We start from the raw sequence: 24,383 nt of genomic DNA on the forward strand, positions 1-24,383 counted from the left end.
CGGCCGGGCTACCAGGGGACGGGGCCGTCGTCGTGGGAGAACCCGCCGGTGGGGCCGCCGTCGTCCAGCAGGGCCAGGCGGACGGCGATGGCGGCGCCCTGCTCGGCGGTCCGGTCGACGACCCGGCCGTGCGCGCGGACGAAGTCGGCCGTGAAGTCGGTGGCGCAGGCGCCGGGCGCGGCGGCGTTCACCAGGATCGCCGTGTCGCGCAGCCGCTTGGCGTACTGGATCGTGAGCATGTTCAGCGCGGCCTTGGACGCCGGGTAGGCGGCGGAGGCGGGGGAGTCCCAGAAGTAGTGGGCGGGGTCGGTCATCGCGGCCATCGACGCCGTGCCGCTGGAGACGTTGACGATCCGCCCGGCCGGTGCCCGGCGCAGCAGCGGCAGCACCGCGTTGGTCACCCGGATCACGCCGAACAGGTTGGTGTCGAACACGCGCCGCACGGTCTCCAGGTCGGCCTCGTCGGGCGGGTGGACGGCGCCGCCGGAGATGCCGGCGTTGTTGACCAGCACGTCCAGGCGCCCGGTCGCGTCCTCGACCGCGGCGGCGGCGGCGCGGACCGAGGCGTCGTCGGTGACGTCCAGCACGACGGCGCGGGCGTCGTGCCCGGCTCCGCGCAGCTCCGCGGCGGCCTTCTCGCCCAGGCCGGGGTCGCGGGCACCGATCAGCACGGTCATGCCGCGCTCGGCCAGCCCCCGCGCGACGGCGTTGCCGATTCCCTTGTTCGCCCCGGTGACCAGGGCGGTCTTGGTGGTGTCGTCCATGCCTCCACCTCACCACCGGCGGCGCGGCCCGCTCCAACACCGATCGGCGCCCGATCAATACCCTGAAGGTATGGACGTGGTGGAAACGCGGGAGCTCGCCTACTTCCTGGCGGTGGCGCGGGAGCTGCACTTCGGCCGCGCCGCCGAGCGGCTGGGGATCGCGCAGCCGCCGCTGTCGCGGGCGATCGCCCGGCTGGAGCGGCGGCTGGGCGTGGCGCTGCTGGAGCGCACCAGCCGCAGCGTCGCGCTGACCCCGGCGGGGGAGACGCTGCGGGACGAGGGCGCCGCCGCGCTCGACGCGGTCGCCGCGGCCGTGCGCCGCACCCGCCGCGCCGGCGGCGCCGGCGACGCCGGGCCCCGCCTGGTCCTGGCGATGAAGCCCGGCGGGGACGGCGGCGGCCTGCTCCCGGCGATCCTGGCCGCCTACGAGCGCGACCCGGACGCGGTCCCGGTGGAGATGCTGTTCGGGTACGGCGCCGACCGGGCGCTGCGCGACGGCCGCGCCGACGCGGCGCTGCTCTACCTGCCGCGGCACGACGTCACGGGACTGGCCACCGAGGAGCTGATGCGCGAGCCGCAGATCGCGGTCCTGCCGCGCGGGCACCGGCTGGCGGGCCGCGCGGAGGTGTCGATGGCCGACCTGGACGGGGAGCCCAGGCCGCGCGGGCGGGGCCCGGGGGAGGGGCCCGGCGCCGGCGACGGGGGGCAGCTGATGCAGCTGATCGCGCTCGGCCGGGCGGTGGCGGTGCTGCCGGCGTCGATGCGGGGGCTGCTGCGCGACGACCTGGCGGCGGTGCCGGTGCGGGACGCGCCGCCGACCACGCTGGTGCTGGCCTGGCCGGAGGCGTCCCGGTCGCGGGCGCTGGCGGCGTTCGTCCGGTCCGCGGCCGACGCCGCCGCCCGAGCCGCCGCGGTGGAGGGGCGCGAAGCCCTGCGGTGAGGGGACCCGCCGCGCGTCAGGGCGGCGGCCAGGTGATGAGGGTGTGGCCCCAGGTCACGCCCGCGCCGAACCCGGCGAGCAGCACCTGGTCGCCGGGCGCGAGGCGGCCGCCGCGGACGGCCCGGTCCAGCGCGAAGGGGATGCTCGCGGCGCCGATGTTGCCGACGTCGTGCCCGACGATCGCCAGCTGGCCGCGTTCCAGGCCGGCCTCGCCGGCCAGCGACGCCACCAGCCGCGGGTTGGGCTGGTGGGGGACGACCAGCGCCAGGTCGGCGGGTTTGATCCCGGCGGCCTCGGTGGCCTCGGCGACCAGCCGGGGGAAGATCCGGGTGATGAAGCCGCGGACGGCGCGGCCGTCCATCCGGATGGTGTGCCCGAGGGAGGCCAGGGTGCCGGCGCTGGCGGGGGTGCGGCTGCCGCCGGCGGGGATGAGCACGTCGTCGGCGCCCGAGCCGTCGGACCCCAGGGTGACCGGCCCGATCCCGTAGGGCGCGGCGGCGGGGCCGATCACCGTGGCGGCGGCGCCGTCGCCGAACACCGCGACCGTGCCGCGGTCGGCGGGGTCCAGGAACCGCGAGTACACCTCGACGCCGACGACCAGCGCGTGGGCGGGGCCGGGCTGGGCGGCCAGCCACCCGAGCGCGGCCTGCAGCCCGAACACGTACCCGGTGCAGGCGGCGGCGACGTCGAACGCGGCGGCGCGGTGCGCGCCGAGCAGCGCCTGCACGCGGCACGCGGTGGACGGGGCGATCAGGTCGGGGGTGGAGGTGCCGAGGACGATCAGGCCGATATCGGCCGCGTCCAGCCCGGCGGCGTCCAGGGCGCGGGCGGCGGCGGCCGCGGCGAGGTCGGATGCGGCCTGCCCGGGCGCGGCCAGGTGCCGGCGGCGGATTCCGGTCCGGTCCTCGATCCAGGACGGCTCCAGGCCGAGCGAGCGCGACAGCTCCTCGCTGGGCATGCACCGCTCGGGAAGGTAGGCGCCGGTCCCGCGGATCGCCCATGCCGGGCCTCGCCTCAGGGACATGCTCGTTCCCCCCTCGCCACACAGCGGTTGTCAGGCCTGACCCACAAGTGAATAATCCCATTTCAGGGTTTATGTTCCATACCTATCCATAAAGCGGCCTTTATCTCCGAATGGGAAAGTGAGCCTTCCTTCCAGGTAAGGAGACCCCAGCGTGCCGTCCACCGCGTTCCCCCCGGCCGAAGCGCTCAAGCCCGACGACAGCTGCGCCTTCCTGTTCCCCGGCACCGGCTCCACCGGCGTCCCCGACCTGCCCGCCCTCGCCCGCACCGGGCCCGGCGCCGCCCGCGCCGTCGCCGACGTCCTGGACGCGGCCCAGGAGGGACTGCCCGCCACCGGATGGCCGTCGCTGCGGGCGGTCCTGCTGGACGACCCCGCCGCCTACCGGGCCGCGTCCCGCACCCCCGGCGTCGCGCAGCTGTGCTCCTACGCGGCCTCCGTCGCCGTCGACCGCACCCTGCGCGCCGGCGGAATCCACCCCGCCTGCGCGGTCGGGCAGAGCTTCGGCGAGATCGCCGCGCTCGTGTGCGCCGGCGCGTTCACCATCGCCGACGGCGCCCGGATGGCCGTGTCGGCCGTCGGCGTCCTGGCCCGCCGCGGCCGCGGCGGCGGCATGGCGCTGCTGGAGGCCGGCGAGGACGGCGCCGGAGCCTGCATCGACGCCGCCGGAGCACCCGACGTGGTCGTCGCCTGCCTCAACGCCCCCGGCGTCACGATCGTGTCCGGACCCGACGCCCCCCTGGACCGGGTCGTCGACGCCGCCGGCGCCGCCGGCGTGCGCGCCGTGCGGCTCGCCGTCCCCTACCTGTCGCACCACCCGGCCATGGCCGGCGCCGACGACGAGTGGTACGCCATGATCCGCCACCTGCCCCAGCGGCCCCTGGAGGTCCCCGTGCACTCCCCGGTACGGGGCCGCGCCTACCGCGACGACGACGACCTGCACCGCGCCCTGGCCGACTGCATCGTCAAACCCGTCCGCCTGCCCGGCACCCTGCGCGCCGTGCACGCCGCCGGCGCGACCGTGTTCACCGAGGCCGGCCCCGGCGACGCGCTGTGCCAGTGCGCCCGGCTGGCGGTCCCCGGCGCCAGGACCCTGGCGCCGCTGCGCGACCGGCCCCGGCACGGCCGCACCGGCAAGGCCGCCCCGGACGCCGGGGGAGAGGACCGCTGATGGACACCGCACCCGGCACGACACCCGGCACGACACCCGGTACCGCACACGCCACCGCGCTGGCCGCGTTCGTGCGCGGCGCGTCGCCCGACGCCAAGATCCGCGCCCGGCTGCGGGAGGCCGTCCCCGAGGAGTTCTTCACCTACCCCGGCGGCCTCACCGCCCGCGAGCGCCAGGCCCTGACCTACGCGCGGCTGCGCAGCGCCGGGCTCGCCGCGCCGCCCGCCGCCGACCTGCTCGCCGACCCGCCGGCGCTGTGCGCGCTGCTGGACCGCGCCGCGATCGCCGACCCCGCCCTGTTCCACGTGATGCTGCTGCACTACACCCTCGCCCTCGGCCCCATCATCCGGTTCGGCTCCGACAGCGCCGACAGCGCCGGTGGGGGCGGCGCGGGAGGCGCGCGGGAGGCGCTGGAGTCGATGCGGTCGGCCGGGACGCTGCTGATGACCGAGGTCGGCCGCAGCAACAGCCACCTGTCGCCCCGCACCACCGCCCGCCACGACCCCGCCACCGGCGAGTTCGTCCTGACCACCCCCGACACCGAGGCCGCCAAGTTCCCCACCAACACCGCCCACCCCGGCGTCGCCAAGACCGCCGCCGTCTACGCCACCCTCGTCCACGGCGGCCGCGAGCGCGGCGTGTTCGTGTTCGCGGTGCCGCTGCGCCGCCCCGACGGCACCGTCCCGCCCGGCGTCCGGATCGTGCCCGCCCCCGAGACGACCGGGCTGCAGATCGACTACGCCGCCGTCCTGCTCGACGGCGTCCGCGTCCCCCACGCCGCGTGGCTGCGCGACGGCGCCCGCATCGACCCCGACGGGACCTTCCACGACCCCGCCGGCGACCCCGCGGCGCGCCTCACCCGCTCCATGGGCGTGGCGCCGCCGGTGTGGCGGTCCGTCATCTCCGCCTCCGCCGCGATCACCCGCGCCGCCGCAGGGATGCTGGCCGCGCACTCCTCCGGCCGCACCACCCTCGGCCGGCTCGCGCCCCGCCGCCCCCTCACCGACTACCGCAACCAGCAGGAGGCGGTCCTCGGCGCGCTCGCCGCCGGCTACGCCCTCACCGCCGTCGCCGCGCACGTCACCGCGCCCCGCCCCGGCGGCCCCGGCGGCCCCGGCCCGGCCGGGGAGGGGCCCGAGACCGCGTGGGCGCCGTGGTCGGCCGTCGACCGCGACCTGGCGCTGCTGAAGGCCGCCGCGACCGCGCAGGCGCAGGAGACGGTGTCGGCGTGCCGGGTGCACAGCGGCGCGCCCGGCTTCGCCGCCGACGAGCGCCTCAACGCCTACCGCGGCCTGACCCACGCCTACCAGAACGCCGGCGGCGACAACGAGCTGATCCTCTACGACACCGCCCGCGCCATGGCCGCCCTCGACCGCTACACCCCGCCCGCCCCCGCCGCCGCCCCGCCGGGCGAAGAGGGCCTGGACGCGCCGCGCACACCGCTGCTGCTGCTCCGCGAGGCCGAGCGGCGGATGCGCGACCGGCTCCAGCACCAGGTCGAGACCGCGCTGGCGGGCGGCGGCGACGCCTTCACCGCCTGGAACGCCAACCTGGCCCTGGCCGCCCGGACCGCCACCGCCTGCGCCGACCGGATCGTCCTGGAGATCTGCGCCGCCGCCGCGGCCGCCGGCCCCGAACCGCTGGCGCGGGTGCTGCACCTGCACGCGCTGAACCTCGTCGAGCGCCGCGCCGCCGACCTGCTCGACGAGGGCGCCGCCGCACCCGGCCTCCTGGAGGACGTGCGGGCGGCGCGCCGCCGCGCCTGCGACGCGCTGGCACCCGCGGCCGCGGACCTGGCCGCCGCGTTCGAGCTGCCCGCCCCCGTCACCGCGCCCACCGCGTTCCTCACCGGCCCCTGACCCCGTCCCCTACGCTCGGTCGGACGCGGAACGGCACGCCGCGCGGCTAATTGCCCAACTGCCCGGGGGAACCGGGCAGGGATGGCTACCGTTCTCGTAAGACAGACCGATCGCGGGCGCCTGCGCCCGCAGTCCGATACGGAGGTAGACAACAGTGGGAGTCAGTCTGAGCAAGGGCGGCAACGTCTCGCTGACCAAGGAGGCCCCCGGACTGACCGCCGTCGTGGTCGGTCTGGGCTGGGACGTGCGGACCACCACCGGGACCGACTTCGACCTGGACGCCAGCGCCCTGCTGGTCTCGGCGGAGAACAAGGTGCTGTCGGACCAGCACTTCGTGTTCTTCAACAACCTCAAGAGCCCCGACGGCTCGGTCGAGCACACCGGCGACAACCTCACCGGTGAGGGCGAGGGCGACGACGAGCAGATCAAGGTCAGCCTCACCTCGGTCCCCGCCGACGTCGCCAAGATCGTGTTCCCGGTGTCGATCTACGACGCCGACGGCCGCCAGCAGAACTTCGGGCAGGTCCGCAACGCGTTCATCCGCGTGGTGAACCAGGCCGACAACAGCGAGATCGCGCGCTACGACCTCTCGGAGGACGCCTCGACCGAGACCGCCATGGTCTTCGGCGAGCTGTACCGCAACGGCGCCGAGTGGAAGTTCCGCGCGGTCGGGCAGGGCTACGCCTCCGGCCTGGCGGGCATCGCCTCCGACTTCGGCGTGAACGTCTGACCGTCCGGTCGATGCGCGGCGGGGCGCCCCGGGACCTCCCGGGCCGCCCCGCTCCGCGTAGCGGGCCCCGTCCGAGCCGGGCCGATCGGCGGCGGGCGGGTCAGGCGCTCGGGCGGGCGGCGGGGACGACGGCCAGGGCCTCGATCTCCACCAGCAGGTCGTCGCGGACCAGCCGGGACACCTCGACCAGCGACGCCGCCGGCGCCACCCCCTCGGGCACGAACTCGGCGCGGACGGCGCGGACCACGCCGACGCCGCCGGCGTCGCGCAGGAAGTAGCCGAGCCGCACCACGTGCTCCCAGCGGGCCCCGGCGGCGGTCAGCGCGGCCTCCAGGTTGGCGAACACCTGCCGCGTCTGCGCCTCCAGGTCGCCGGGGCCGACCAGGTTCCCGTCCCCGTCCAGGGCGATCTGCCCGCTCACCGCCACCAGTCGCCCCAGCAGGTCGGCCGAGACGGCGTGGCTGTAGCCGGGACCGGGCGCCAGGCCCGGCGCGTCGACCTGCCGGATTCCGGACCGTGGATCCTCGCTCATCACAAGATCACCCTACCGGCGCCCCGCCCCGCCGGGCCGGGGGCGCCGGCAGCCGCGGGTCAGGTCAGCAGCTCCTCCCGCAGCCGCCGCTTGAGGATCTTCCCGCCGGGGTTGCGGGGCAGCGGCTCGTCGCGGAACCACACGTGCGCCGGCACCTTGAACGCCGCGATCCGCCCGCCGGTGAACTCCCGGATCTGCGCCTCGTCGACCGCCGCGCCCGGCCGCGGCACGATCACCGCGCCGACCTCCTCGCCCAGGACCTCGTGCGGGACGCCGATCACGGCGCAGTCGGCGACCGCCGGATGCTCGTACAGGACCGCCTCCACCTCGGCGCAGTAGACGTTCTCGCCGCCGCGGATCAGCATGTCCTTGGCCCGGTCGACGATGTAGACGAACCCGTCGGCGTCCAGCCGGGCCAGGTCGCCGCTGCGGAACCAGCCGTCCTCGAACGCGGCCGTGGTCGCCTCGGGCTTGTTCCAGTACCCCTTGATGACGTTCGGGCCCTTGATCAGCAGCTCGCCGACCTCGCCGGGCGGCAGCTCCCGCCCGCCGGGGTCCACCACCTTGACGTCGCAGACCGCGACGGGCGGGCCGACGCTCTCGGGACGCTCCAGGTAGTTCACACCGCCGTTGTAGGTGGTCACCGACGAGGTCTCGGTCAGCCCGTAGCCGTTGCCGGGCACCCGCTCGGGCAGCCGCTCCTTGATCTTGTCGACCAGGGCGGGCGCGGCCGGGGCACCGCCGTAGCTGACCCCGGTGAGGCTGGAGGTGTCGTAGTCGCCGAACTCGGGGGAGGTCAGCACCTGCCACGCCATCGTCGGGACGCCGCCGAACCCGGTGACCCGCTCCCGCTCGATCAGCTCCAGCGCCCGCCGGACGTCCCACTTGTACATCAGCACGACCGTGCCGCCCTGAAGCGCGCTGCTGACCAGCACCGAATGGCAGCCGGTGGCGTGGAAGAACGGGACGCTCAGCAGCGTCACCCGCCGCTGCGGCGCGGCCAGCTCGGCGAGCGACCCGCCGGCGCGGACCCCGGCGGACATGAGCCCGTAGGCGAGGCTGACCGGGTTGGTGGCGATGTTGCGGTGGGTGCCGAGCGCGCCCTTGGACCGCCCGGTGGTGCCGGAGGTGTAGAAGATCGTGGCGTCGTCCTCGGGGTCGATCGCCACCTCCGGCAGCCCCGCCGACTCCGGGTCGCCGGCGCCGGCGAGAGCGGCGGCCAGGACGTCGTCGAACGCCTCGGCGCCGTCCGGCGGCGGCCCGCCGGGCCGCACGACCAGGCACGCCGCGCCCAGGCCGGGCAGCGCCCCGGCGAGCCGCTCGGCGCGCTCGGCGTCGGCGACCAGGACCGTCGCGCCGCTGTCGGCCAGCCCGTACTCCAGCTCGTCGGCGCTCCACCAGGCGTTCAGCGGCACCACCACCGCGCCGGCGGCCGCGGCGCCGAAGAACGCCACCGACCATTCGGGGTAGTTGCGCATCGCGATCGCGACCCGGTCGCCCTTGGCGACGCCGTACCGGCCGGTGAGGACCCGCGCGAACGCGGCGGCGCGGGCGTAGTGGTCGGCGAAGGTGAGCCGGTCGCCGTCGTAGACCAGGAAGTCGGCGTCGCCGTGCGCGCGGGAGATCTCCAGGACCTCGCGCAGCGTGCCGGGGGCGTTGGCCCACACCCGGGTCCGCACGCCGCGGATGTCCACCTCCCGCATCTCGAACAGCTGGCCGGGCGCGGTCATCGCCGCCCTGACCTCGGCGATCGCCGGCAGCCCGGACCCACCGGCGCCGCCGGGCTCCCGCACGTCCCGGTCCTGTTCCTGACGGTCCTGCACGTCGCGCCTCCCGCGGGGTGACGGCGCGCCGCCGCGCGGCCCGACCGCCGAACACGGTTCGGTGCGCCGTGCGGAAAATCTATGATCCACGTCACGTGCAGGTCAACGCCCCGGCCGCGGCGCGGCCCCGGACCGCGGCGGCGCGAGCGAAGATCCCCACCTGCGACAATGGGGACATGACCGAACGCGGGCCGATCGAGTACTGGCTGTCGGACATGGACGGCGTCCTGGTCCACGAGGGCCGCCCGGTGCCCGGCGCCGAGGAGTTCATCCGGCGGCTGTCGGCGTCGGGGACGCCGTTCCTCGTCCTGACCAACAACTCGATCTACACTCCCCGGGACCTGTCGGCCCGGCTGGCGGCGGCGGGCCTGCAGGTCCCGGCCGCGTCCATCTGGACCTCCGCGCTGGCCACCGCGCGGTTCCTGGCCGACCAGCGGCCCGAGGGCTCGGCGTACGTGATCGGGGAGGCGGGGCTGACCACGGCGCTGCACGAGGCCGGCTTCGTCCTCACCGACATCGACCCCGACTACGTGGTCCTCGGCGAGACGCGCACCTACAGCTTCTCCCAGATCACCCGGGCGATCCGGCTGGTCGAGGGCGGCGCCCGGTTCGTGGCGACCAATCCCGACCCGGTCGGCCCGTCCCCGGAGGGGTCGCTGCCGGCCTGCGGCGCGGTCGCCGCGATGATCACCCGGGCGACGGGGGTGGAGCCGTACTTCGTCGGCAAGCCGAACCCGCTGATGATGCGGACCGCGCTGAACGTGGCCGGCGCGCACAGCGAGAGCACCGCGATGATCGGCGACCGGATGGACACCGACGTCGTCGCCGGCATCGAGGCCGGGCTGGAGACGATCCTGGTGCTGTCCGGTGTGACCCGCGAGGAGGAGATCGCCCGGTTCCCGTTCCGGCCGAGCCGCGTCGTCCCCTCCATCGCCGACCTGGTCGACCTGGTCTGACCCCGCGCGTGGACGGCACCGGGACCTCCCGGGGCGGTACCTCCGGGGGCGGTACCTCCGGGGGCGGGAGTTCAGCCGAGGGCGCCGAGCGCGGTCATCATGCCCAGCGCGTCCGAGACGACCCAGTACTCGGCGAACCGGCCGTCCTCGGCGCGGAAGATGTCCTGCCCGCGGAACGACACCTGCGTCCCGGGCGCGGCGGTCGCGCCGGGAACGCCGCCCCGGTAGGAGCCGTGGAAGGTCCACGCGGCGGCGACCATGCCGCCGCCCACGACCGGGCCGGCGTCCAGGGAGGTGCGGGCGCCGGAGAAGTACTCCTGGGAGCGGCGGACCTGCTCGGCCGCCTCGGCGGGCCCGCGCACCTCCAGGTTCGGCCAGTGCCCGGTGAAGTCGGGGGTGAGGATCTCCTCGGCCACGGCGAGGTCGCCCTGCCACACCTCGAACAGCCAGCGCCGGTACAGCGCGTCCAACGAGTCCATGGCGGGCACCCTTCCCGGGCGCGCGGCCCGGTGAACATACACTCGGGAGCGCCATGCGCATGATCAGACAGGGCGGGTCCCGCGAGCTGGAGGTCCGCAGGTCCCGGTTCATCTGCACGCTCGCGCGCGTCGCCGACGAGGCCGAGGCGGCGGCGTTCATCGCCGCGCACCGCCGCGCGCACCGCGACGCCACCCACAACTGCACCGCCTACGTGGTCGGCGAGCACGGCGAGATCACCAAGAGCAGCGACGACGGCGAGCCGGCCGGGACGGCGGGCGTCCCGATGCTGGAGGTGCTGGTGCGGCGCGGCCTGACCGGCACCGCCGCGGTCGTCACCCGCTACTTCGGCGGGGTGAAGCTCGGCGCGGGCGGGCTGGTCCGCGCCTACGGCCAGGCGGTCGCCGCCGCCGTCGACGCGGTCGGGGTGGTGGAGCTGCGCCCGGTGGTGACGGTCACCGTCGGGGTCGACCACGCGCTGGCGGGCCGGTTCCTCGGAGACCTGCACGCCGCCGGGCACCAGCCCGCCGACGTCCGCTACGGGACGGCGGTGGAGGCCGACGTGGCGGTGCCCGCCGCCGACCTTGCGGAGTTCGAGGCGTGGGCCGCGGCGGTCACCGCCGGGCGCGCGTCGCTGCGGCGCGGCGCGCCCGGCCACATCGAGGTCCCGGTCACCTGAGCCCCCGTCCGCTGAGCCGCGGTTGAGCCGAGGTCGCCCGGCCCCGCCGCGCCCGGCGGCGGCCCGCGCGCCGGAAGGCCGGTGAGGCGGCTCAGGCGAGGAAGCCGGCCAGGACGGGCGCGAGCGCGTCGGCCGCGACGTCGTGGGTCTGGCCGTCCAGGACGCGGTAGGTCCCGGCGGGCAGCAGCCCGGCGACGCGGCGGGCGGTGTCGCGCATCCAGGCGGGGCTGTCGCCGCCGGCCAGCACCAGCGCGGGCACGGTGACGCCTTCGATGAGGGCGGTGGGCGTCGCGCCGCCGCCGGCGTCGTCCATGACCGCCGAGTCGTAGGCCAGCGTCGGCGCCAGCGCCTCCAGCGCCGGCCACATCGGCGCGTCCCGCATCTGCGCCACCATCTGCTCGGGCATCCCGACGGTGCGCATGAACAGCGCGAGCGCGTCGCCGCGGCGGCCGTCGGCCAGCATCCCGGTCAGCTCGGTGTTGTAGGCGCGCGAGCGGGTGAGGCGGTCGTCGTGGCCGGAGTGGAACGGCGGCTCGTACAGCGAGAGCCGGGTGATGGGCAGGCCGCGGGCGGCGGCGCGCAGCGCCAGCACCGCGCCCGAGGACAGCCCGTGGACGGCGGCCGAGCCGCCGGCGGCGTCCAGCACGGAGGCCAGATCCTCGATCTCGCGGTCGACGGCGTAGGGCGGGGTGTCGCCGCTGTCGCCGCGGCCCCTGCGGTCGTAGGTCAGGACGGTGTGCCCGGCGGCCAGCCGCTCGGCCAGGTCGGCGCCCGAGCGGCGGTCGTTGAGCGCCCCGCCGACCAGGACGACGGCCGGGCCGCCGCCGGCCCGGTCGTAGGCGATGGGCGTTCCGTCCTTGGAGTGCACGGTTTCCATGAGGGTGTCCTTCCCAGATCGGCGGCCCCGGTGGCCGGTCTCGTCCCACCGACGAACGGGCGGGCCCGCGGCGGACACTCCGGCGCCGGATTCTTCCTTCTTCCGCGCGCGATCGGTCCGGGCAGGTCAGGCGAGCTCCTGCAGGCGGCGGGGGCGAGTGCGAGCCCGGCGGCGGGGGAGCGCGGTGTAGCCTTTCCCGCGATGAGCAGGGGCACGATCGTCGGCGACCAGGTCAGGACGCGGATCCTCCGGGCCGCCGCCGCGGTGCTGGCCGAGCGGGGCGGCTCGGCGGGCATGTCCGACATCGCCGCGGCCGCGGGCGTCGACCGGGCCGACCTCGACCGCTGCTTCCCCGACCGCGAGGCCCTGCTGGCGGCGCTGCACGAGGCGGCCCTGGCCGATCTGGCGGCGCGGCTGGAGGAGGCCCGGCTCGACGGCGTCCCGATCGAGGAGGCCGTCGCGCGGATGACCCGCGCGACGATCGCCGCCGCGGCCCGCCACCGGGCGCTGGGGCTGCTGGAGCGCACGCCGCGGGAGGCGCGCCGCGCGGAGCGGCAGCTCGCCGGGACGGTGCGCGCGGTGTTCGAGCGCGGCGCCGCAGGCGGGCACTTCCGCCGCGACATGCCCGTCCACACCCTCGCCGAGATGTACTTCAGCCTGCTGGAGGGCGTGGTGTCACGGGTCGCGGGCCGCCGCCTGGGCGTGGAGGAGGCCGGCGCCGCCGTCACCACGCTGTTCCTGTCGGGCGCCCTGGCCCGCCCGGACGGGCCGTCCGGCGGCTGACCCCCGCCGCAGGCGGGACGGGTGAAGGCGAGGTGGGCGCCGGTGGCGGGAGTGGAGCTGGCGGTGGCCGCGGCGCTGGTGGTCCTGGCGGTCGCCGCCGGGGTGGGGATCACCGCGGTGGGGCCCGGCGGGGTGCTGATCACCGTGGGGCTGGTGGCGTTCACCGACCTGACGCCCGCGCAGGTGGCCGGGACGGCCCTGGTCACCAACATCGCGACGGGCCTGGCGGGAACGGCGGTCTACACCCGGTCGGGGCAGCTGCGCGACCCGGCGACGCGGCGCACGGCGGTGCTGCTGGCGGCCGGCGCCCTGGCCGGGACGCCGCTGGGGGTGGCGGCGAACGGGCTGGTCGAGGGCCGGATGTTCGGGGTGCTGCTGGGGGCGTTCGTCGCGCTGGTCGCGGTGCTGGTGCTGCGCCGCCGCCCCGCCGCGGCCGCGGACGCCGTGGCCGGGGACGCGGGGCCCTCGGACGCGGGTGGCGCGCCCGGCCCGGCCGCGATCGGGGCGCCGGCCGCGGTCGCCGTGGGCACCGGGGTCGCGGCGGCCGGCGCGATGTTCGGCGTCGGGGGGCCGCTGCTGAGCGTCCCGCTGCTGGTGGCGCTGGGCACGCCGGTGCTGGCGGCGCTGGCCGCCGCGCAGGCCCAGTCGGTGGTGATCGCCGGGATCGGCACCGCCGGGTACCTCGCCGCCGGCGCCGTCGACTGGCCGCTCGCGGCGCTGATGGGCGTCCCGGAACTCGCGGGCGTGCTGGCCGGGTGGATGATCGCGCGGGCGGTCCCGGCGGCGGCGCTGAAGGCCGCGCTGGTGGTGTGCCTGCTGGCCCTGGCCCCCTACGTGGCCCTGCACGGCTGACCCGCGCACGGCCGCCCCGTAAAGGATCTTGACCGGGGGCGGGAGGGGCCGTCCAGGACGGGCATCCCCCCGGGACGGGTGCACACGAGCGAGGGGGCGCCACATGGACCACTACCGCGCGGCCGAACCCGGCACGATCGGGGTGGAGGAGGAGTTCGTGCTGGTGGACGCGGCGACCGGGCGGGGCGTCCCGGACGCCGGTCCCGTCCTGGCGGCGGCCGGGACGCACCGGTGGACGGCCACGGGCGGCTCCTTCGCGCCCGAACTGCTGTCCTCGCAGGTGGAGGCCGCGACCGGCGTGTGCGGCGACCTGGGCGGGCTCGGCGCGCAGCTGCGGTTCGGGCGCGAGCGGCTGGCGGCCGCGGCGCGGGAGCGCGGCGCGCTGCTGCTCGCCTCGGGCATGCCGGTGGTGGACGGGCCCCCGCCGCCGCCCGCGCCCGGCACCCGGTTCGCGCGGGTCATGGACGCCTACGGGGACGTGATGGAGGACTACCAGGCGTGCGGATGCCACGTCCACATCGCCGTCCCCGACCGCGACACCGCCGTCGCGGTCGTCAACCACCTGCGGCCGTGGCTGCCGGTGCTGCTGGCGCTGTCGGCCAACTCCCCGTTCGACCGCGGCCGCCTCACCGCCTACGCCACCCGCCGCGCCGTGGCGATGGCGCGGTTCCCCGGCTCGGGCGTCCCGCCCTGGACCGCGTCGGCCGCCGAGTGGGACGCGCGGGTCGCGGCGCTGGTGGAGGCGGGCGTGCTGGTCGACGAGGCGATGACGTTCTGGCTGGCGCGGCCGTCGCCGCGGTGGCCGACGGTGGAGGTCCGCGCCGCGGACACCGCCGGCACCGCGGCGGAGGCGGTGCTGCAGGCGGGGCTGGTGCGGGGGCTGGTCGGGGCGGCGCTGGAGGATTTGGAGGCGGGCCGGGAGGCGCCCCGCGCGGACGGGCAGCTGTGCGCGGCGGCGCTGTGGAACGCCGCCCGCCACGGCATGTCGGGCACGCTGGCCGACCCCGTCGCCGGCCGGCCCGTCCCGGCGTGGCGGCTGGCCGAGGCGATGGCCGACCGCGCCGGGCCGACGCTGGCCGACTCCGGGGACCTGGGCGCCGTCCGGGCGCTGCTGGACGTGGTGCGCCGGGCGGGCACGGGCGCCGACCGGCAGCGCCGCGCCGCCGCGCGCGGCGGCCCGCTCGCGGCCGTGCGGATGCTGGCGCGGCAGACCGCGTCGCGGCAGCCGCCCGGCCCGGAGCATCCCCGCGAACCCCCTGGGGACGAATCGGGCGTATGGGACGCGTGTGAGCGGGTACCGGAGCCGGACGCCCCCTGACGGGGGATTCCCGACGACGGAGGACAGATGACCGTTTCGCAGGCCCCGGCCGCGCCGGCCACGGCCGCACCGGACGACGCACCGCCGGCGCCGCCGCCCCCGCGCGGCCCGCTGTCGCGCGCCGTGACCGCGGCGCTGCGCGCCGGCCCGCCGCCCGGCGACCCCGGCCGCCTGCCCGGCCCCGCCGACGCCGCGGCCGCCGACCCCTACGGCGACGACCTCCAGCTCGCCCTGCACACCTGCTACGAGCTGCACTACCGGGGCTTCGCCGGCGTCGACCCCGACTGGGAGTGGGACCCGGCGCTGCTGCGCACCCGCGCCGCCCTGGAGGCGCAGTTCCTCTCCGCCCTGCGCCGCGACGCCACCCCCGGCACCGGCGCGGACACCGGCACGGACACCGACGTGGACGCCGCCCTGGAGGAACTGCTGGTGGAACCGGTCGGCGCGGGCGGCGTCACCCACCACCTGCGCGACGACGGCGCCGCCTGGCAGCTGCGCGAGCACGCGGCGCTGCGGTCGGTGTACCACCTGAAGGAGGCCGACCCGCACGCCTGGGTCATCCCGCGACTGCGGGGCCGCGCCAAGACCGCGCTGGTCGCCGTCGAGAACGACGAATACGGCGGCGGCCGCCCCGAGATGATCCACCAGGGCCTGTACGCCGGCCTCCTGGACGACCTCGGCCTGGACCCCTCCTACGGCGCCTACGTCGACGCCGCCCCGCCGCAGATGCTCGCCACCGTCAACATGATGTCGCTGTTCGGGCTCCACCGCTCGCTGCGCGGCGCCCTGGTCGGGCACTTCGCCGCCGCCGAGACCACCACCGCGCCGTCCGCGCGGCGGATGGCCGCGGCCCTGCGCCGCCAGGGCGCCGGCCCCCGCGCCGTCCTGTTCTACACCGAGCACATCGAGGCCGACGCCGTCCACGAGCAGGTCCTGCGCCACGACGTGATCGGCGCGCTGCTGGCCGCCGAACCCGGCCTGGCCGCTGACGTGGTGCTGGGCATACGGGCGACCGGGCTGCTGGAGGACCGCCTGGCCGGCCACCTGATGCAGCACTGGCGCGCGGGCCGCTCCGCGCTGCGCCGCCCGCTGCACGACGCCCCGCCCGGCCCGGGGCCCGACGCCGCACCGGCCGCGCCGGCGGCCGCCGGGGGAGAGGGGGACCGGCGATGATGCTGCTGCGCCCGCCCATGGTCTACCGGCCGCAGACCGACACCTCGCTGCTGACCGGCGCGCTCGCCCGCACCCTGGCCGGCGGCCCGCCCCGCCCCCGCGTCCTGGAACTCGGCACCGGCACCGGCGCGGTCGCGCTGGCCGCCGCCCGCGCCGGCTGCGACGTCGTCGCCGTGGACGTCTCGGCGCCCGCGGTCCTCACCGCGCGGATGAACGCCCGGCTGCGGGGCCTGCCCGTCCGGGTCCTGCGCGGCGACCTGTTCGCCCCGGTCGCCGGGGAGGTCTTCGACGTGATCGTCGCCAACCCCCCGTACGTGGCCGGGGACGCCGACCCGGACGCGGTCCGGGGCCGCGCCCGCGCCTGGGAGGCCGGCCACGACGGCCGCGCCCTGCTGGACCGGATCTGCGCGCTCGCCCCCCGGCATCTGGCGCCCGGCGGGACGCTGCTGCTGGTCCACTCGGCGCTGAACGGGGTCGCGGCGACGCTGGTGTCCCTGCGCGCCGCCGGGATGCGCGCGTCGGTCGTGGCGCGGCGCCGCGAGCCGTTCGGGCCGGTGATGCGGCGCCGCGCGGCGCTGCTGGCCGCGCGGGGCCTGGTGGGGCCGGGCCAGCGGCACGAGGACCTCGTCGTGGTCCGCGCCGACCGGATCGAGGCGGGCGCCGCCTGCGGCGGAGCCTGCGGGGAGGAGGGCTGTGAGCACCGGAACCAGGCCGCCTGACCGCGCCCCCGAACCCGCCGCGGAGGGCGGCGCGCAGGAGCCCGCGCCGGGACGCGGGCCGGCCGGGGAGCGGCGGCGGGTGCGGATGGTGCCGGGCGGCCCGGTCCTGGTGGAGGGCCCGGTCGAAGTCGTCCTGGAGGACGGCTCCACGGTCGTGTCCGAGCGGTGGCTGGTCGCGCTGTGCGCGTGCCGCCGCAGCCGCTCCTACCCGTTCTGCGACACCAGCCACCGCCGCCGCACCCGCGGCTGACCCGCGGCCGGCCGCCGGTCGCCGGTCAGCCGCCCAGGCTCTCCAGGGCCACGTCCAGCCGCTGGGCCAGGGCCTCGATCCGCTCCTCGTTGGCGCCGGTGTCCAGCTCGGCCAGGACGGCGTCCCGCGTGGTGATCACCAGCGCGTCCTCGGGGCCGCCGTCGCGGCCCGGGTCGGAGGGGACGACCGCGGCGCGGCCGCCGACCACCACGAGCGCCGCGTCGCGGTCGGTGGAGGCCAGCAGGGTGTGCAGGTGCTCGGAAGTGATCGTCGGCATCGGGTGACCTCCGGTAGCGCGGTGACATCGGACGGACGGTGCTGGATCGGGCAGATCGGGCGGATCGGCGGCGGTGGGGCTCAGGGGCGGCGGCCGACGCCGGTGCTGAACTCGCGGGCGCGGCCGGGCCCGGCACCGCCCGGCGCCAGCGGCGGCGTGTCGCGGCCAGAGCCGGCGCGCAGCCCCTCCAGGAAGTCGGTGAACGCCTCCCGGGCGGTGTGCCGCGGCGTCCAGCCCAGCTCGGCGCGGGCCCGCGCGGTGTCCATGACCGGGATCTCCATCGCCAGGTCGAACAGGCCCGGCGACGCCGGGACCAGGTGCAGCCCCCACGCGGCCGCCAGCGCAGCCCGCACCGCCGGCTGCGGGATCCGGACCGGGCGGGCGCCGAGCAGGTCGGCGAGCTCGGCCGCGTCCATCACCGGGTCGGCGGCGACGTTGAACGCCCCGCGCGCCGTGCCGGTCGCCGCCAGCCGGAACGCCTGCCCCGCGTCCGCCGCGTGCAGGAACTGCATCCGCAGCCCGGGCATGTCCGGCACGATCGGGATCCCGCCCGGACGGGCCAGCCGCCCCGGCAGCAGCGGCCCGGCGAACAGCCGCCGCTGCTGGCTGGCCGACTGCCGCTGGAAGACGAACCCCGGCCGGAGCCGCACGACCCGGCACCGCGGGTTGGCGGCCTCGAACGCGTCCAGCAGCCGCTCCACGTACGCCTTCTCCCGCGAGTAGGCGGCGCCGGGCCAGCCGTGCGTCGGCCACGACTCGTCCACCGGGCGGTCCTTGGGACCGGGGGAGTAGGCGCCGACCGACGAGGAGTGCACCAGCGCCGGCACCCCGGCCTCGGCGACCGCGTCGAACACCCGCCCGCTGCCGACCACGTTGGCGTCCCACGTCACCGCCGGCCGGTGCGTCGGCTGGAACAGCCACGCCAGGTGCACCACCACGTCCGCGCCCCGCATCAGCGGCACCAGGTCGCTGTCGGTGACGTCGGCCCCCGCCCACTCGATCTTCCCGCTGCCGGCCGGATCGGTCTCGCGTTCCGCGCCCGGCCCCGGAGCGCGCCGCGCGACACCGGTCACGGCGGTCACGGCGGAATCCTCGGCGAGCTCGCGCAGCGTGCTGGTCCCGATGTTGCCGGTCGCGCCGGTCACGACGACGCGCATGGCGGTCTCCCTCTCCTCGGCGGTCCGCCCGCGGGCTCGTCCCCGCAGGTGGACGGCCCCATTCCCGGCCTGCGCCGAACTATGCCCCGCCCGCCGCCGCCCGGTTCAGGCGGGGCGGCAGTGCTCGCACGGCCGGTACCCGGCCGCCCGCGCCGCCGCCAGGCCCCCGAACCCGCGCCGGTGCTGCGGCGCGATCCGCCGCGCGTCCGCGCACGTCGGGTAGCACACGATGCCCGTGGTGTCCGACCCCACCAGCCGCACCCCCCGCCGCGCCAGCTCCGCGACCTGGTCGACGTCCACGGCCTCGGCCCGCAGCAGCCGCTCCTTGGCCCCCGCACCGAACACGTACTCGCCCAGCGACCCGTCCGACCGCGTCACCCGGTGGCACGGGATCAGCAGCGGAACCGGGTTGCGGCCCAGCGCCGACCCCACCGCCCGCACCGCGCGCGGCCGCCCCGCCCGCCGCGCCACCCACGCGTACGGGCGCGTCTGCCCGCGCGGGATCTCCGCCGCGGCCCGCAGCACCGCCGCCTCGAAGTCGCTCAGCCCCCGCAGGTCCAGCCGCAGCCCGCTCAGCCGCCCCGACCGCAGCGCCGGCACCAGCCCCGCCGGGGGACGCTCCGCCGGCAGCAGCGGCCGCGCGAACCGCTCCCGGAACGCCTCGGCGAACTCCCGCTCGTCCATCCCCGCGCGCAGGAAGGCGACGCCCTGATCGGTGAAGGCGACCTGCAGGCCCGACAGCGGCCCGTCCTCCACCGGCCCGGGGACCCGCACCCGCCGCGCCGCGATCCGCCCCAGCAGCCCCGCCGGCGCGTCCGCGGCCAGCCCCGCCAGCTCCCGCGCCAGCGCACCCTCCACCGGGTCCCCCCGGTCCGCGGCGCCGGCGGCCCCACCGAAGGCATCGGAACCCGACATCACCGGCCTCCTTCCCGCCGCTCACGCGGCCCCTCACGCCCCTCACGCCCCTCACGCCTCTCACGCCCGTCACGCCCGCCGGGGGCGCCGCGCAGCCGCCGCAGCCGCGCCAGCCCCCGCGACACATGCGACTTCACCGTGCCCTCCGGCAGCTCCAGCACCGCCGCCACCTCGGCGACCGGCAGACCGGTCACATGCCGCAGCACCACCGCCGCCCGCTGCGCCTCCGGCAGCTCGGCCAGCAGCGCCGCCAGCTCCCGGCCCGTCTCCCGCCGCGCCGCGGCGTCCTCCACGCCCTCGCCCGGATCGGGCGGGTCCGGCGCGTCCTCCATCGGCGCCGCGACCGGGCGCCGCGCCGCCGACCGCAGGCTGTTGCGCCACACGTTCGTCAGGATCGCCAGCAGCCACGCCCGCGGCCGCAGCCCCTCGATCCGGCCCGGCTCGTACCCCGCCAGCGCCCGGTAGGCGCGCAGGAACGCCTCCGCCGACAGGTCCTCGGCCTCGGCCCACCGCCCGCACAGCCGCAGCGCCGTGGAGAACACCGCGCCCCGGTACGCCTCGTACAGCGCCGCGAACCCGGCGTCCAGGTCCCGTGCCAGCGCCGCCGCGACCGCCGCGCCCGCATCGTCACCGGACCCGGCCCTGCCACCGGACCCGTCACCGGCCCTGCCACCGGCCGTCGCTTCGGCCCCGTCGCCCGCCTCCGGGCCGGGCCCCGCGCGGGCGCCGTCCGCAGAGCAGGGGAGCGCCTCGTCCGTAACCGTCACATCCCGTCAACACCGGCCACCGCCGGCGCGTTGCACCCCGCGGGCGCTCAGCCGAGCCACCCCGGCCGGATCACGCCCTTCTCATACGCCAGCACCACCAGCTGCGCCCGGTCCCGCGCCCCGAGCTTGCTCAGGATACGGCTCACGTGCGTCTTCGCCGTCGCCGGCGACAGCACCAGCCGCCCGGCGATCTCCTCGTTCGACAGGCCCGCCGCCACCAGCTCCAGCACCTCCCGCTCCCGCTCGGTCAGCGCGCTCAGCTCCACCGCCGGCGGGGGAGCGGTGATCCGCGACGCGAACTCCGAGATCAGCCGCCGCGTCACCGTCGGCGCCAGCAGCGCGTCCCCCCGCGCCACCACCCGCACCCCGTGGATCAGCTCCGGCGGCTCGGTGTCCTTCACCAGGAACCCGCTCGCCCCCGCCTTGATCGCCTCGTAGACGTAGTCGTCCAGATCGAACGTCGTCAGGATCACCACCCGGACGCCGCCCAGCCGCGGGTCGGCGATGATCCGCCGCGTCGCCTCCAGCCCGTCCAGCACCGGCATCCGGATGTCCATCAGCACCACGTCCGGGCGCACCTCCGCCGCCCGCGCCACCGCCTGCGCCCCGTCCCCGGCCTCGGCGACGATCTCGATGTCGTCCTCGCCCTCCAGGATCGAGCGGAACCCCGCCCGCACCAGCGTCTGGTCGTCGGCCAGCATCACCCGGATCACGCGTTCTCCTCCATGCTCTCCACCCGGCCGCCACCGCCGCCCGCCGGGCACCCGCCAACCGTAGTTCAGCCCGGCCGCCTCCCGCCCTCCTCACGCGATCTTCCCCCCGCACCCCTGACTTTCGGCGGTAACCCCGCACGTCACCGGCCAGTAGCGTGGACGCGTGCACCACTCCGCAGCCACCCGGGAACCCCGCGCCACCGCCCGCACGGCCACCCGCGCGGCCGCCGGAGCCGCCGCCCGGGCACTGCGCACGGCCGCCGCGGCCGCCCGCCCCGCCGCGCTGCGCACCGCGATCCGCCGCCCCACCCGCGCGGCCCGCGTCCAGGACGCCCTCCTGTACGCCGCACTGGCGTTCCCCGTCGCCGTCGACATGATCTCCCCGCTGGAGCCCCGCCTCGCCGACTGGTGGCTGCGCGCCGCCGGGCTCGCCGTCCTCGCCGCCGCCGTCGCCGTCTGCCGCGCCCACCCCGCGACCGCACTGCTGACCGCCATCACCCTCAACCTCGTCCACGGCAACTTCGTGTTCGCCATGCCCGCCCTGGCCTACCTCGCCGGACTGCGAACCGCCCGCCCCCAACCCCTCCTGTGGGGCTTCACCGCCGTGTTCATCGGCGGCACCGCCCTGGCCACCGCCCGCGGCCTCGACGTGGCGGTCTGGTTCCCCTCCACCGTCTGGCTCGTCCTGCTCGGCGTCCTGCCCTGGCTCATCGGCCGCTACTGGCGCCAGCACCGCGAACTCCTGCACGCCGGCTGGGAACGCGCCGAACGCCTCGAACACCAGCAGCGGATCATCGCCGAACGCGAACGCCTCCGCGAACGCGCCCGCATCGCCCAGGACATGCACGACTCCCTCGGCCACGAGCTCGCCCTCATCGCCGTCCGCGCCGGCGCCCTCCAGGTCGCCCCCGGACTCGACGACCACCACCGCGACGCCGCCGCCCAGCTGCGCACCGGCGCCGCCGACGCCACCGACCGGCTCCGCGAGATCATCGGCGTCCTCCGCGACGACACCGCCCCCGGCACCGGCGGCGGCCCGGGCGTCGGCCACGACCCGGCCGCGCCCCCCGGCCCCGCCCGCGAAACCATCCCCGACCTCGTCGAACGCGCCCGCGCCTCCGGCATCCCCGTCCACCTCACCGGCGCCGCCACCCTGGACGACCTGGCCCCCATGGCCGCGCTCACCGCCCACCGCATCGTCCAGGAAGCCGTCACCAACGCCGCCAAGCACGCCCCCGGCGCCCCCGTTACCGTCACCCTCACCCGCCCCGACGACGCCCTCCGCATCACCGTCGCCAACGACCCCCCGCCCGGCCGCGCACCCCTGCTCCCCGCCGGCGGACGCGGACTGGCCGGTCTCACCGAACGCGTCCGCCTCCTCGGCGGCACCCTCGACGCCGCGCCCGACCCCGCCGGCGGCTTCACCCTCACCGCCCACCTCCCCGACACCCCCACCACCGCCGCCGGTACACCCGCCGGCACACCGGGGGAATGGCCCTCCGAATCCGCGCTCCACCTCGCCCGCGAACGCCTCCAGGTCCGCCGCGGCCTCATCACCGCCATCACCGTCCCCATCGCACTGATGGCCGCCCTCGGCGCCGTCATGGCCGCCTACTACATCTACGTCACCCTCAACTCCGTCCTCCCACCCGCCGACTACGCCGCCCTGCGCGTCGGCGCACCCCGGCACCAGGTCGAAAAGACCCTCCCGCGCAGGCAGACCCCCGACGCCGGCGTCGTCCACGCCGCCGTCCCCGAACCACCCGGCGCCGACTGCCGCTACTACCGCCCCGACGCCAACCTCCTCGGCGCCTCCCGCATCTACCGCCTCTGCTTCACCGGCGGACACCTCACCGCCAAGGACAGCTACTCCACCGCCGCCCTCGACCCCGACCGCGACAACCCCCACCGCACCGACCAGGAGAACGAGTGATCCGGGCCCTCCTCGCCGACGACGAGACGATGATCCGCGCAGGCGTCCGCGCCATCCTCACCGCCGACCCCGGCATCGACGTCGTCGCCGAGGCCGCCGACGGCCACGAAGCCGTCGAACTCACCCTCCGCCACCGCCCCGACGTCGCCCTCCTCGACATCCGCATGCCCCGCCTCGACGGCCTCGCCGCCGCCGCAGAACTGCGCCGCACCGCCCCCGCCACCGGCGTCATCATCCTCACCACCTTCGGCGAGGACGACTACATCGCCCGCGCCCTGTCCGGCGGCGCCAGCGGCTTCCTCCTCAAATCCGGCGACCCCCGCGAACTCATCGCCGGCGTCCGCGCCGTCGCCGACGGCGCCGCCTACCTGTCCCCGAAGGTCGCCCACCGCGTCATCACCCACATCGGCGGCGGCCGCCTCGAAGGCGGCACCCGCGCCCGCCGCCGCATCACCGCCCTCACCCCCCGCGAACGCGACGTCCTCGCCCTCCTCGGCGCCGGCCTGTCCAACGCCGAGATCGCCGCCCGCCTCCACCTCGTCGAAGGCACCGTCAAGGCCTACGTCAGCGCCATCCTCACCCGCCTGGACGTCCGCAACCGCGTCCAGGCCGCCGTCATCGCCCACGAAGCCGGCCTCGTCGGCGACGACCCCGGCCCCTGACCCCGGCGGTGGCCCCGGGCGGACGGTGGCCCCGGGCGGACGGTGGCCCCGGGCGGACGGCGAACGGGCCGTCCCCGGTGGCCAACACCACCGGGGACGGCCCGCCCATCGCGCCGTCCGCGCGCCCGCTAACCGAGCGGAGGCCGCCGCGTCACACCGCCCATCACGTCCGGCATCGTCACCGACGCCTCGTCCATCGACGTCGCACCGGCCACCGCACCCATACCGCCCTGCGGCTCCGGCCAGCCCACCGGCCCGCCCGGCACACCACCACCCGCCGGAGGCACCGCACCCGGACCCGCCGCGCCGGAACCCGCTGGACGCACCCCCAGCAGAACCGCGCCCACCGGCACGCCCCGCAGCCCGTCCACCAGCGGCCGCAGCACCCGCACCAGCACCAGCGCCACCAGCGGCGCCACCACGACCCCCAGCAGGAACCCCGCCGCCACATCGTGCGGGTAATGCACGCCCACGAACACCCGCGAGAACGCCATCAGCGCCGCCAGCGGCAGCACCAGCGGCGCCATCGCCCGCCACGCCACCACGATCGCCGCCGCCGACGCCGCCGCGATCGTCGCGTGATTACTCGGGAACGACCAGTCGCCCGGCGCCGGACACGCCGCGATGTGCACCGCCCCCGACACCGCCCGGCACGGACGCTCCTCCTCGATGAAGGTCTTGGAGACCTCGCTCACCAGATACGCCGACACCACCGCGAACGGCGCCGCCAGCGCCAGCCCCATCGCCCGCGCGTCCCGGCCCCGGGCCCGCCACCAGCCCGCCACGAACAGCACGGCGAACAACAGCAGCCCCGCATCCGTCCCCACATCCGCCACCTCGTGCACCCAGGACGGCGTGCCCTGCGCGAACTCGGTGATCTCCCGGTACAGATCGGCGCTGAACTCCGGCGCTCCCATACTCTCCCTCACGCTCACGGGCGGCCCCGCCCGACACCCTTGAGACACCGCGCGGACCACCGAAGTTCACCCTACGGCCACGACCGCGCCAAGCCGGTCACTTTCCCCGATCACCGCG

Annotated in this window: 26 protein-coding genes; 14 read left to right on the forward strand and 12 right to left on the reverse strand. The window is 77.1% G+C overall.

What is annotated here, in order from left to right:
* Positions 1-8: 8 nt before the first annotated feature.
* A complete protein-coding gene (locus CHF16_RS15325; RefSeq protein WP_089326706.1) occupies positions 9-764 on the reverse strand; it encodes an SDR family oxidoreductase in 756 nt (251 codons plus the stop codon).
* A 70-nt stretch (positions 765-834) separates the two neighbouring features.
* On the opposite strand from CHF16_RS15325, the gene CHF16_RS15330 reads away from it, so the two are divergent.
* Positions 835-1,704, forward strand: a complete 870-nt coding sequence (locus CHF16_RS15330) for a LysR family transcriptional regulator (protein WP_089326707.1) — start codon at positions 835-837, stop codon at positions 1,702-1,704.
* Positions 1,705-1,720: 16 nt separating this feature from the next.
* Here CHF16_RS15330 and CHF16_RS15335 read toward each other — a convergent pair whose 3' ends face one another.
* On the reverse strand, positions 1,721-2,728 hold the full coding sequence (locus tag CHF16_RS15335) for a 3-oxoacyl-ACP synthase III family protein (protein WP_089326708.1): 1,008 nt from the start codon (positions 2,726-2,728) through the stop codon (positions 1,721-1,723).
* A 151-nt stretch (positions 2,729-2,879) separates the two neighbouring features.
* Here CHF16_RS15335 and CHF16_RS15340 point away from each other — a divergent pair, with 151 nt between their 5' ends.
* From CHF16_RS15340 to CHF16_RS15350, 3 genes are all read left to right on the forward strand, one after another.
* Positions 2,880-3,896, forward strand: a complete 1,017-nt coding sequence (locus tag CHF16_RS15340; protein ID WP_089326709.1) for an ACP S-malonyltransferase — start codon at positions 2,880-2,882, stop codon at positions 3,894-3,896.
* Entirely contained in the window at positions 3,896-5,755 is a 1,860-nt protein-coding gene (locus CHF16_RS15345; RefSeq protein WP_089326710.1) for an acyl-CoA dehydrogenase, read from the forward strand. The genes CHF16_RS15340 and CHF16_RS15345 overlap by 1 nt, the downstream gene beginning before the upstream one ends.
* Positions 5,756-5,909: 154 nt before the next feature.
* On the forward strand, positions 5,910-6,485 hold the full coding sequence (locus CHF16_RS15350) for a TerD family protein (RefSeq protein ID WP_089326711.1): 576 nt from the start codon (positions 5,910-5,912) through the stop codon (positions 6,483-6,485).
* Positions 6,486-6,585: 100 nt separating this feature from the next.
* Here the strand turns inward: CHF16_RS15350 and CHF16_RS15355 are convergent, their stop codons facing one another.
* Together CHF16_RS15355 and CHF16_RS15360 are read right to left on the reverse strand one after the other, a co-directional pair.
* The gene (locus CHF16_RS15355; RefSeq protein WP_089326712.1) at positions 6,586-7,017 is read right to left on the reverse strand and encodes a RidA family protein; all 432 of its coding nucleotides are present in this window, start codon (positions 7,015-7,017) and stop codon (positions 6,586-6,588) included.
* A 59-nt stretch (positions 7,018-7,076) separates the two neighbouring features.
* Entirely contained in the window at positions 7,077-8,840 is a 1,764-nt protein-coding gene (locus CHF16_RS15360) for a class I adenylate-forming enzyme family protein (RefSeq protein ID WP_245868542.1), read from the reverse strand.
* 176 nt (positions 8,841-9,016) lie between these two features.
* On the opposite strand from CHF16_RS15360, the gene CHF16_RS15365 reads away from it, so the two are divergent.
* Positions 9,017-9,796 (forward strand): HAD-IIA family hydrolase, encoded by a 780-nt coding sequence (locus CHF16_RS15365; protein WP_089326713.1) that lies wholly within the window; start codon positions 9,017-9,019, stop codon positions 9,794-9,796.
* Positions 9,797-9,867: 71 nt separating this feature from the next.
* Here CHF16_RS15365 and CHF16_RS15370 read toward each other — a convergent pair whose 3' ends face one another.
* On the reverse strand, positions 9,868-10,275 hold the full coding sequence (locus tag CHF16_RS15370) for an ester cyclase (RefSeq protein ID WP_089326714.1): 408 nt from the start codon (positions 10,273-10,275) through the stop codon (positions 9,868-9,870).
* Positions 10,276-10,328: 53 nt separating this feature from the next.
* Between CHF16_RS15370 and CHF16_RS15375 the strand changes: the two genes are divergently transcribed.
* On the forward strand, positions 10,329-10,952 hold the full coding sequence (locus CHF16_RS15375) for an IMPACT family protein (RefSeq protein ID WP_089326715.1): 624 nt from the start codon (positions 10,329-10,331) through the stop codon (positions 10,950-10,952).
* Positions 10,953-11,043: 91 nt separating this feature from the next.
* On the opposite strand, the gene CHF16_RS15380 is transcribed toward CHF16_RS15375, so the two are convergent.
* Positions 11,044-11,829 carry an alpha/beta fold hydrolase gene (locus CHF16_RS15380; RefSeq protein WP_089326716.1) on the reverse strand — a complete coding sequence of 262 codons (786 nt, stop codon included), beginning with the start codon at positions 11,827-11,829 and terminating at the stop codon, positions 11,044-11,046.
* A 201-nt stretch (positions 11,830-12,030) separates the two neighbouring features.
* Between CHF16_RS15380 and CHF16_RS41380 the strand changes: the two genes are divergently transcribed.
* From CHF16_RS41380 to CHF16_RS42060, 6 genes are all read left to right on the forward strand, one after another.
* Positions 12,031-12,612, forward strand: a complete 582-nt coding sequence (locus CHF16_RS41380; RefSeq protein WP_089326717.1) for a TetR/AcrR family transcriptional regulator — start codon at positions 12,031-12,033, stop codon at positions 12,610-12,612.
* Positions 12,613-12,654: 42 nt separating this feature from the next.
* A complete protein-coding gene (locus CHF16_RS15390; protein WP_089326718.1) occupies positions 12,655-13,464 on the forward strand; it encodes a sulfite exporter TauE/SafE family protein in 810 nt (269 codons plus the stop codon).
* Positions 13,465-13,567: 103 nt separating this feature from the next.
* Entirely contained in the window at positions 13,568-14,782 is a 1,215-nt protein-coding gene (locus tag CHF16_RS15395) for a carboxylate-amine ligase (RefSeq protein WP_089326719.1), read from the forward strand.
* A 27-nt stretch (positions 14,783-14,809) separates the two neighbouring features.
* Positions 14,810-15,955, forward strand: a complete 1,146-nt coding sequence (locus CHF16_RS15400) for an iron-containing redox enzyme family protein (RefSeq protein ID WP_089326720.1) — start codon at positions 14,810-14,812, stop codon at positions 15,953-15,955.
* A complete protein-coding gene (locus tag CHF16_RS15405) occupies positions 15,952-16,674 on the forward strand; it encodes a HemK2/MTQ2 family protein methyltransferase (protein WP_089326721.1) in 723 nt (240 codons plus the stop codon). The genes CHF16_RS15400 and CHF16_RS15405 overlap by 4 nt, the downstream gene beginning before the upstream one ends.
* Complete coding sequence (locus tag CHF16_RS42060) at positions 16,649-16,924, forward strand: CDGSH iron-sulfur domain-containing protein (protein WP_342750095.1); 276 nt, start codon at positions 16,649-16,651, stop codon at positions 16,922-16,924. The genes CHF16_RS15405 and CHF16_RS42060 overlap by 26 nt, the downstream gene beginning before the upstream one ends.
* Positions 16,925-16,949: 25 nt before the next feature.
* Here the strand turns inward: CHF16_RS42060 and CHF16_RS40285 are convergent, their stop codons facing one another.
* From CHF16_RS40285 to CHF16_RS15435, 5 genes are all read right to left on the reverse strand, one after another.
* Entirely contained in the window at positions 16,950-17,201 is a 252-nt protein-coding gene (locus CHF16_RS40285; RefSeq protein ID WP_089326722.1) for a hypothetical protein, read from the reverse strand.
* 80 nt (positions 17,202-17,281) lie between these two features.
* On the reverse strand, positions 17,282-18,358 hold the full coding sequence (locus CHF16_RS15420; RefSeq protein ID WP_089326723.1) for an NAD-dependent epimerase/dehydratase family protein: 1,077 nt from the start codon (positions 18,356-18,358) through the stop codon (positions 17,282-17,284).
* Positions 18,359-18,463: 105 nt separating this feature from the next.
* A complete protein-coding gene (locus tag CHF16_RS15425; protein WP_089326724.1) occupies positions 18,464-19,273 on the reverse strand; it encodes a methylated-DNA--[protein]-cysteine S-methyltransferase in 810 nt (269 codons plus the stop codon).
* On the reverse strand, positions 19,273-20,040 hold the full coding sequence (locus CHF16_RS15430) for an RNA polymerase sigma factor (RefSeq protein ID WP_245868544.1): 768 nt from the start codon (positions 20,038-20,040) through the stop codon (positions 19,273-19,275). The genes CHF16_RS15425 and CHF16_RS15430 overlap by 1 nt, the downstream gene beginning before the upstream one ends.
* A gap of 47 nt (positions 20,041-20,087) precedes the next feature.
* A complete protein-coding gene (locus CHF16_RS15435) occupies positions 20,088-20,753 on the reverse strand; it encodes a response regulator (RefSeq protein WP_089326725.1) in 666 nt (221 codons plus the stop codon).
* 163 nt (positions 20,754-20,916) lie between these two features.
* Here CHF16_RS15435 and CHF16_RS41845 point away from each other — a divergent pair, with 163 nt between their 5' ends.
* Entirely contained in the window at positions 20,917-22,686 is a 1,770-nt protein-coding gene (locus tag CHF16_RS41845; RefSeq protein ID WP_179271540.1) for a sensor histidine kinase, read from the forward strand.
* A complete protein-coding gene (locus CHF16_RS15450) occupies positions 22,683-23,348 on the forward strand; it encodes a response regulator (protein WP_089326728.1) in 666 nt (221 codons plus the stop codon). Before CHF16_RS41845 ends, CHF16_RS15450 begins: the two co-directional genes overlap by 4 nt.
* 128 nt (positions 23,349-23,476) lie before the next feature.
* Here the strand turns inward: CHF16_RS15450 and CHF16_RS41850 are convergent, their stop codons facing one another.
* The gene (locus CHF16_RS41850; protein ID WP_089326729.1) at positions 23,477-24,265 is read right to left on the reverse strand and encodes a phosphatase PAP2 family protein; all 789 of its coding nucleotides are present in this window, start codon (positions 24,263-24,265) and stop codon (positions 23,477-23,479) included.
* Between the last annotated feature and the right edge of the window lie 118 nt (positions 24,266-24,383).

This window comes from Actinomadura meyerae (assembly GCF_900188445.1).
In the GTDB taxonomy this organism is placed as follows: domain Bacteria; phylum Actinomycetota; class Actinomycetes; order Streptosporangiales; family Streptosporangiaceae; genus Spirillospora; species Spirillospora meyerae.

Coding starts and splice junctions, on each gene's coding strand:
- CHF16_RS15365 (WP_089326713.1), top strand. CDS start 9,017: ATGACCGAACGCGGGCCGATCGAGTACTGGCTGTCGGACATGGACGGC.
- CHF16_RS15330 (WP_089326707.1), top strand. CDS start 835: ATGGACGTGGTGGAAACGCGGGAGCTCGCCTACTTCCTGGCGGTGGCG.
- CHF16_RS15425 (WP_089326724.1), bottom strand. CDS start 19,273: ATGTCGGGTTCCGATGCCTTCGGTGGGGCCGCCGGCGCCGCGGACCGG.
- CHF16_RS41380 (WP_089326717.1), top strand. CDS start 12,031: ATGAGCAGGGGCACGATCGTCGGCGACCAGGTCAGGACGCGGATCCTC.
- CHF16_RS15380 (WP_089326716.1), bottom strand. CDS start 11,829: ATGGAAACCGTGCACTCCAAGGACGGAACGCCCATCGCCTACGACCGG.
- CHF16_RS15345 (WP_089326710.1), top strand. CDS start 3,896: ATGGACACCGCACCCGGCACGACACCCGGCACGACACCCGGTACCGCA.
- CHF16_RS15400 (WP_089326720.1), top strand. CDS start 14,810: ATGACCGTTTCGCAGGCCCCGGCCGCGCCGGCCACGGCCGCACCGGAC.
- CHF16_RS40285 (WP_089326722.1), bottom strand. CDS start 17,201: ATGCCGACGATCACTTCCGAGCACCTGCACACCCTGCTGGCCTCCACC.
- CHF16_RS41850 (WP_089326729.1), bottom strand. CDS start 24,265: ATGGGAGCGCCGGAGTTCAGCGCCGATCTGTACCGGGAGATCACCGAG.
- CHF16_RS15395 (WP_089326719.1), top strand. CDS start 13,568: ATGGACCACTACCGCGCGGCCGAACCCGGCACGATCGGGGTGGAGGAG.
- CHF16_RS15335 (WP_089326708.1), bottom strand. CDS start 2,728: ATGTCCCTGAGGCGAGGCCCGGCATGGGCGATCCGCGGGACCGGCGCC.
- CHF16_RS15370 (WP_089326714.1), bottom strand. CDS start 10,275: ATGGACTCGTTGGACGCGCTGTACCGGCGCTGGCTGTTCGAGGTGTGG.
- CHF16_RS15420 (WP_089326723.1), bottom strand. CDS start 18,358: ATGCGCGTCGTCGTGACCGGCGCGACCGGCAACATCGGGACCAGCACG.
- CHF16_RS15355 (WP_089326712.1), bottom strand. CDS start 7,017: ATGAGCGAGGATCCACGGTCCGGAATCCGGCAGGTCGACGCGCCGGGC.
- CHF16_RS15375 (WP_089326715.1), top strand. CDS start 10,329: ATGCGCATGATCAGACAGGGCGGGTCCCGCGAGCTGGAGGTCCGCAGG.
- CHF16_RS15325 (WP_089326706.1), bottom strand. CDS start 764: ATGGACGACACCACCAAGACCGCCCTGGTCACCGGGGCGAACAAGGGA.
- CHF16_RS15405 (WP_089326721.1), top strand. CDS start 15,952: ATGATGCTGCTGCGCCCGCCCATGGTCTACCGGCCGCAGACCGACACC.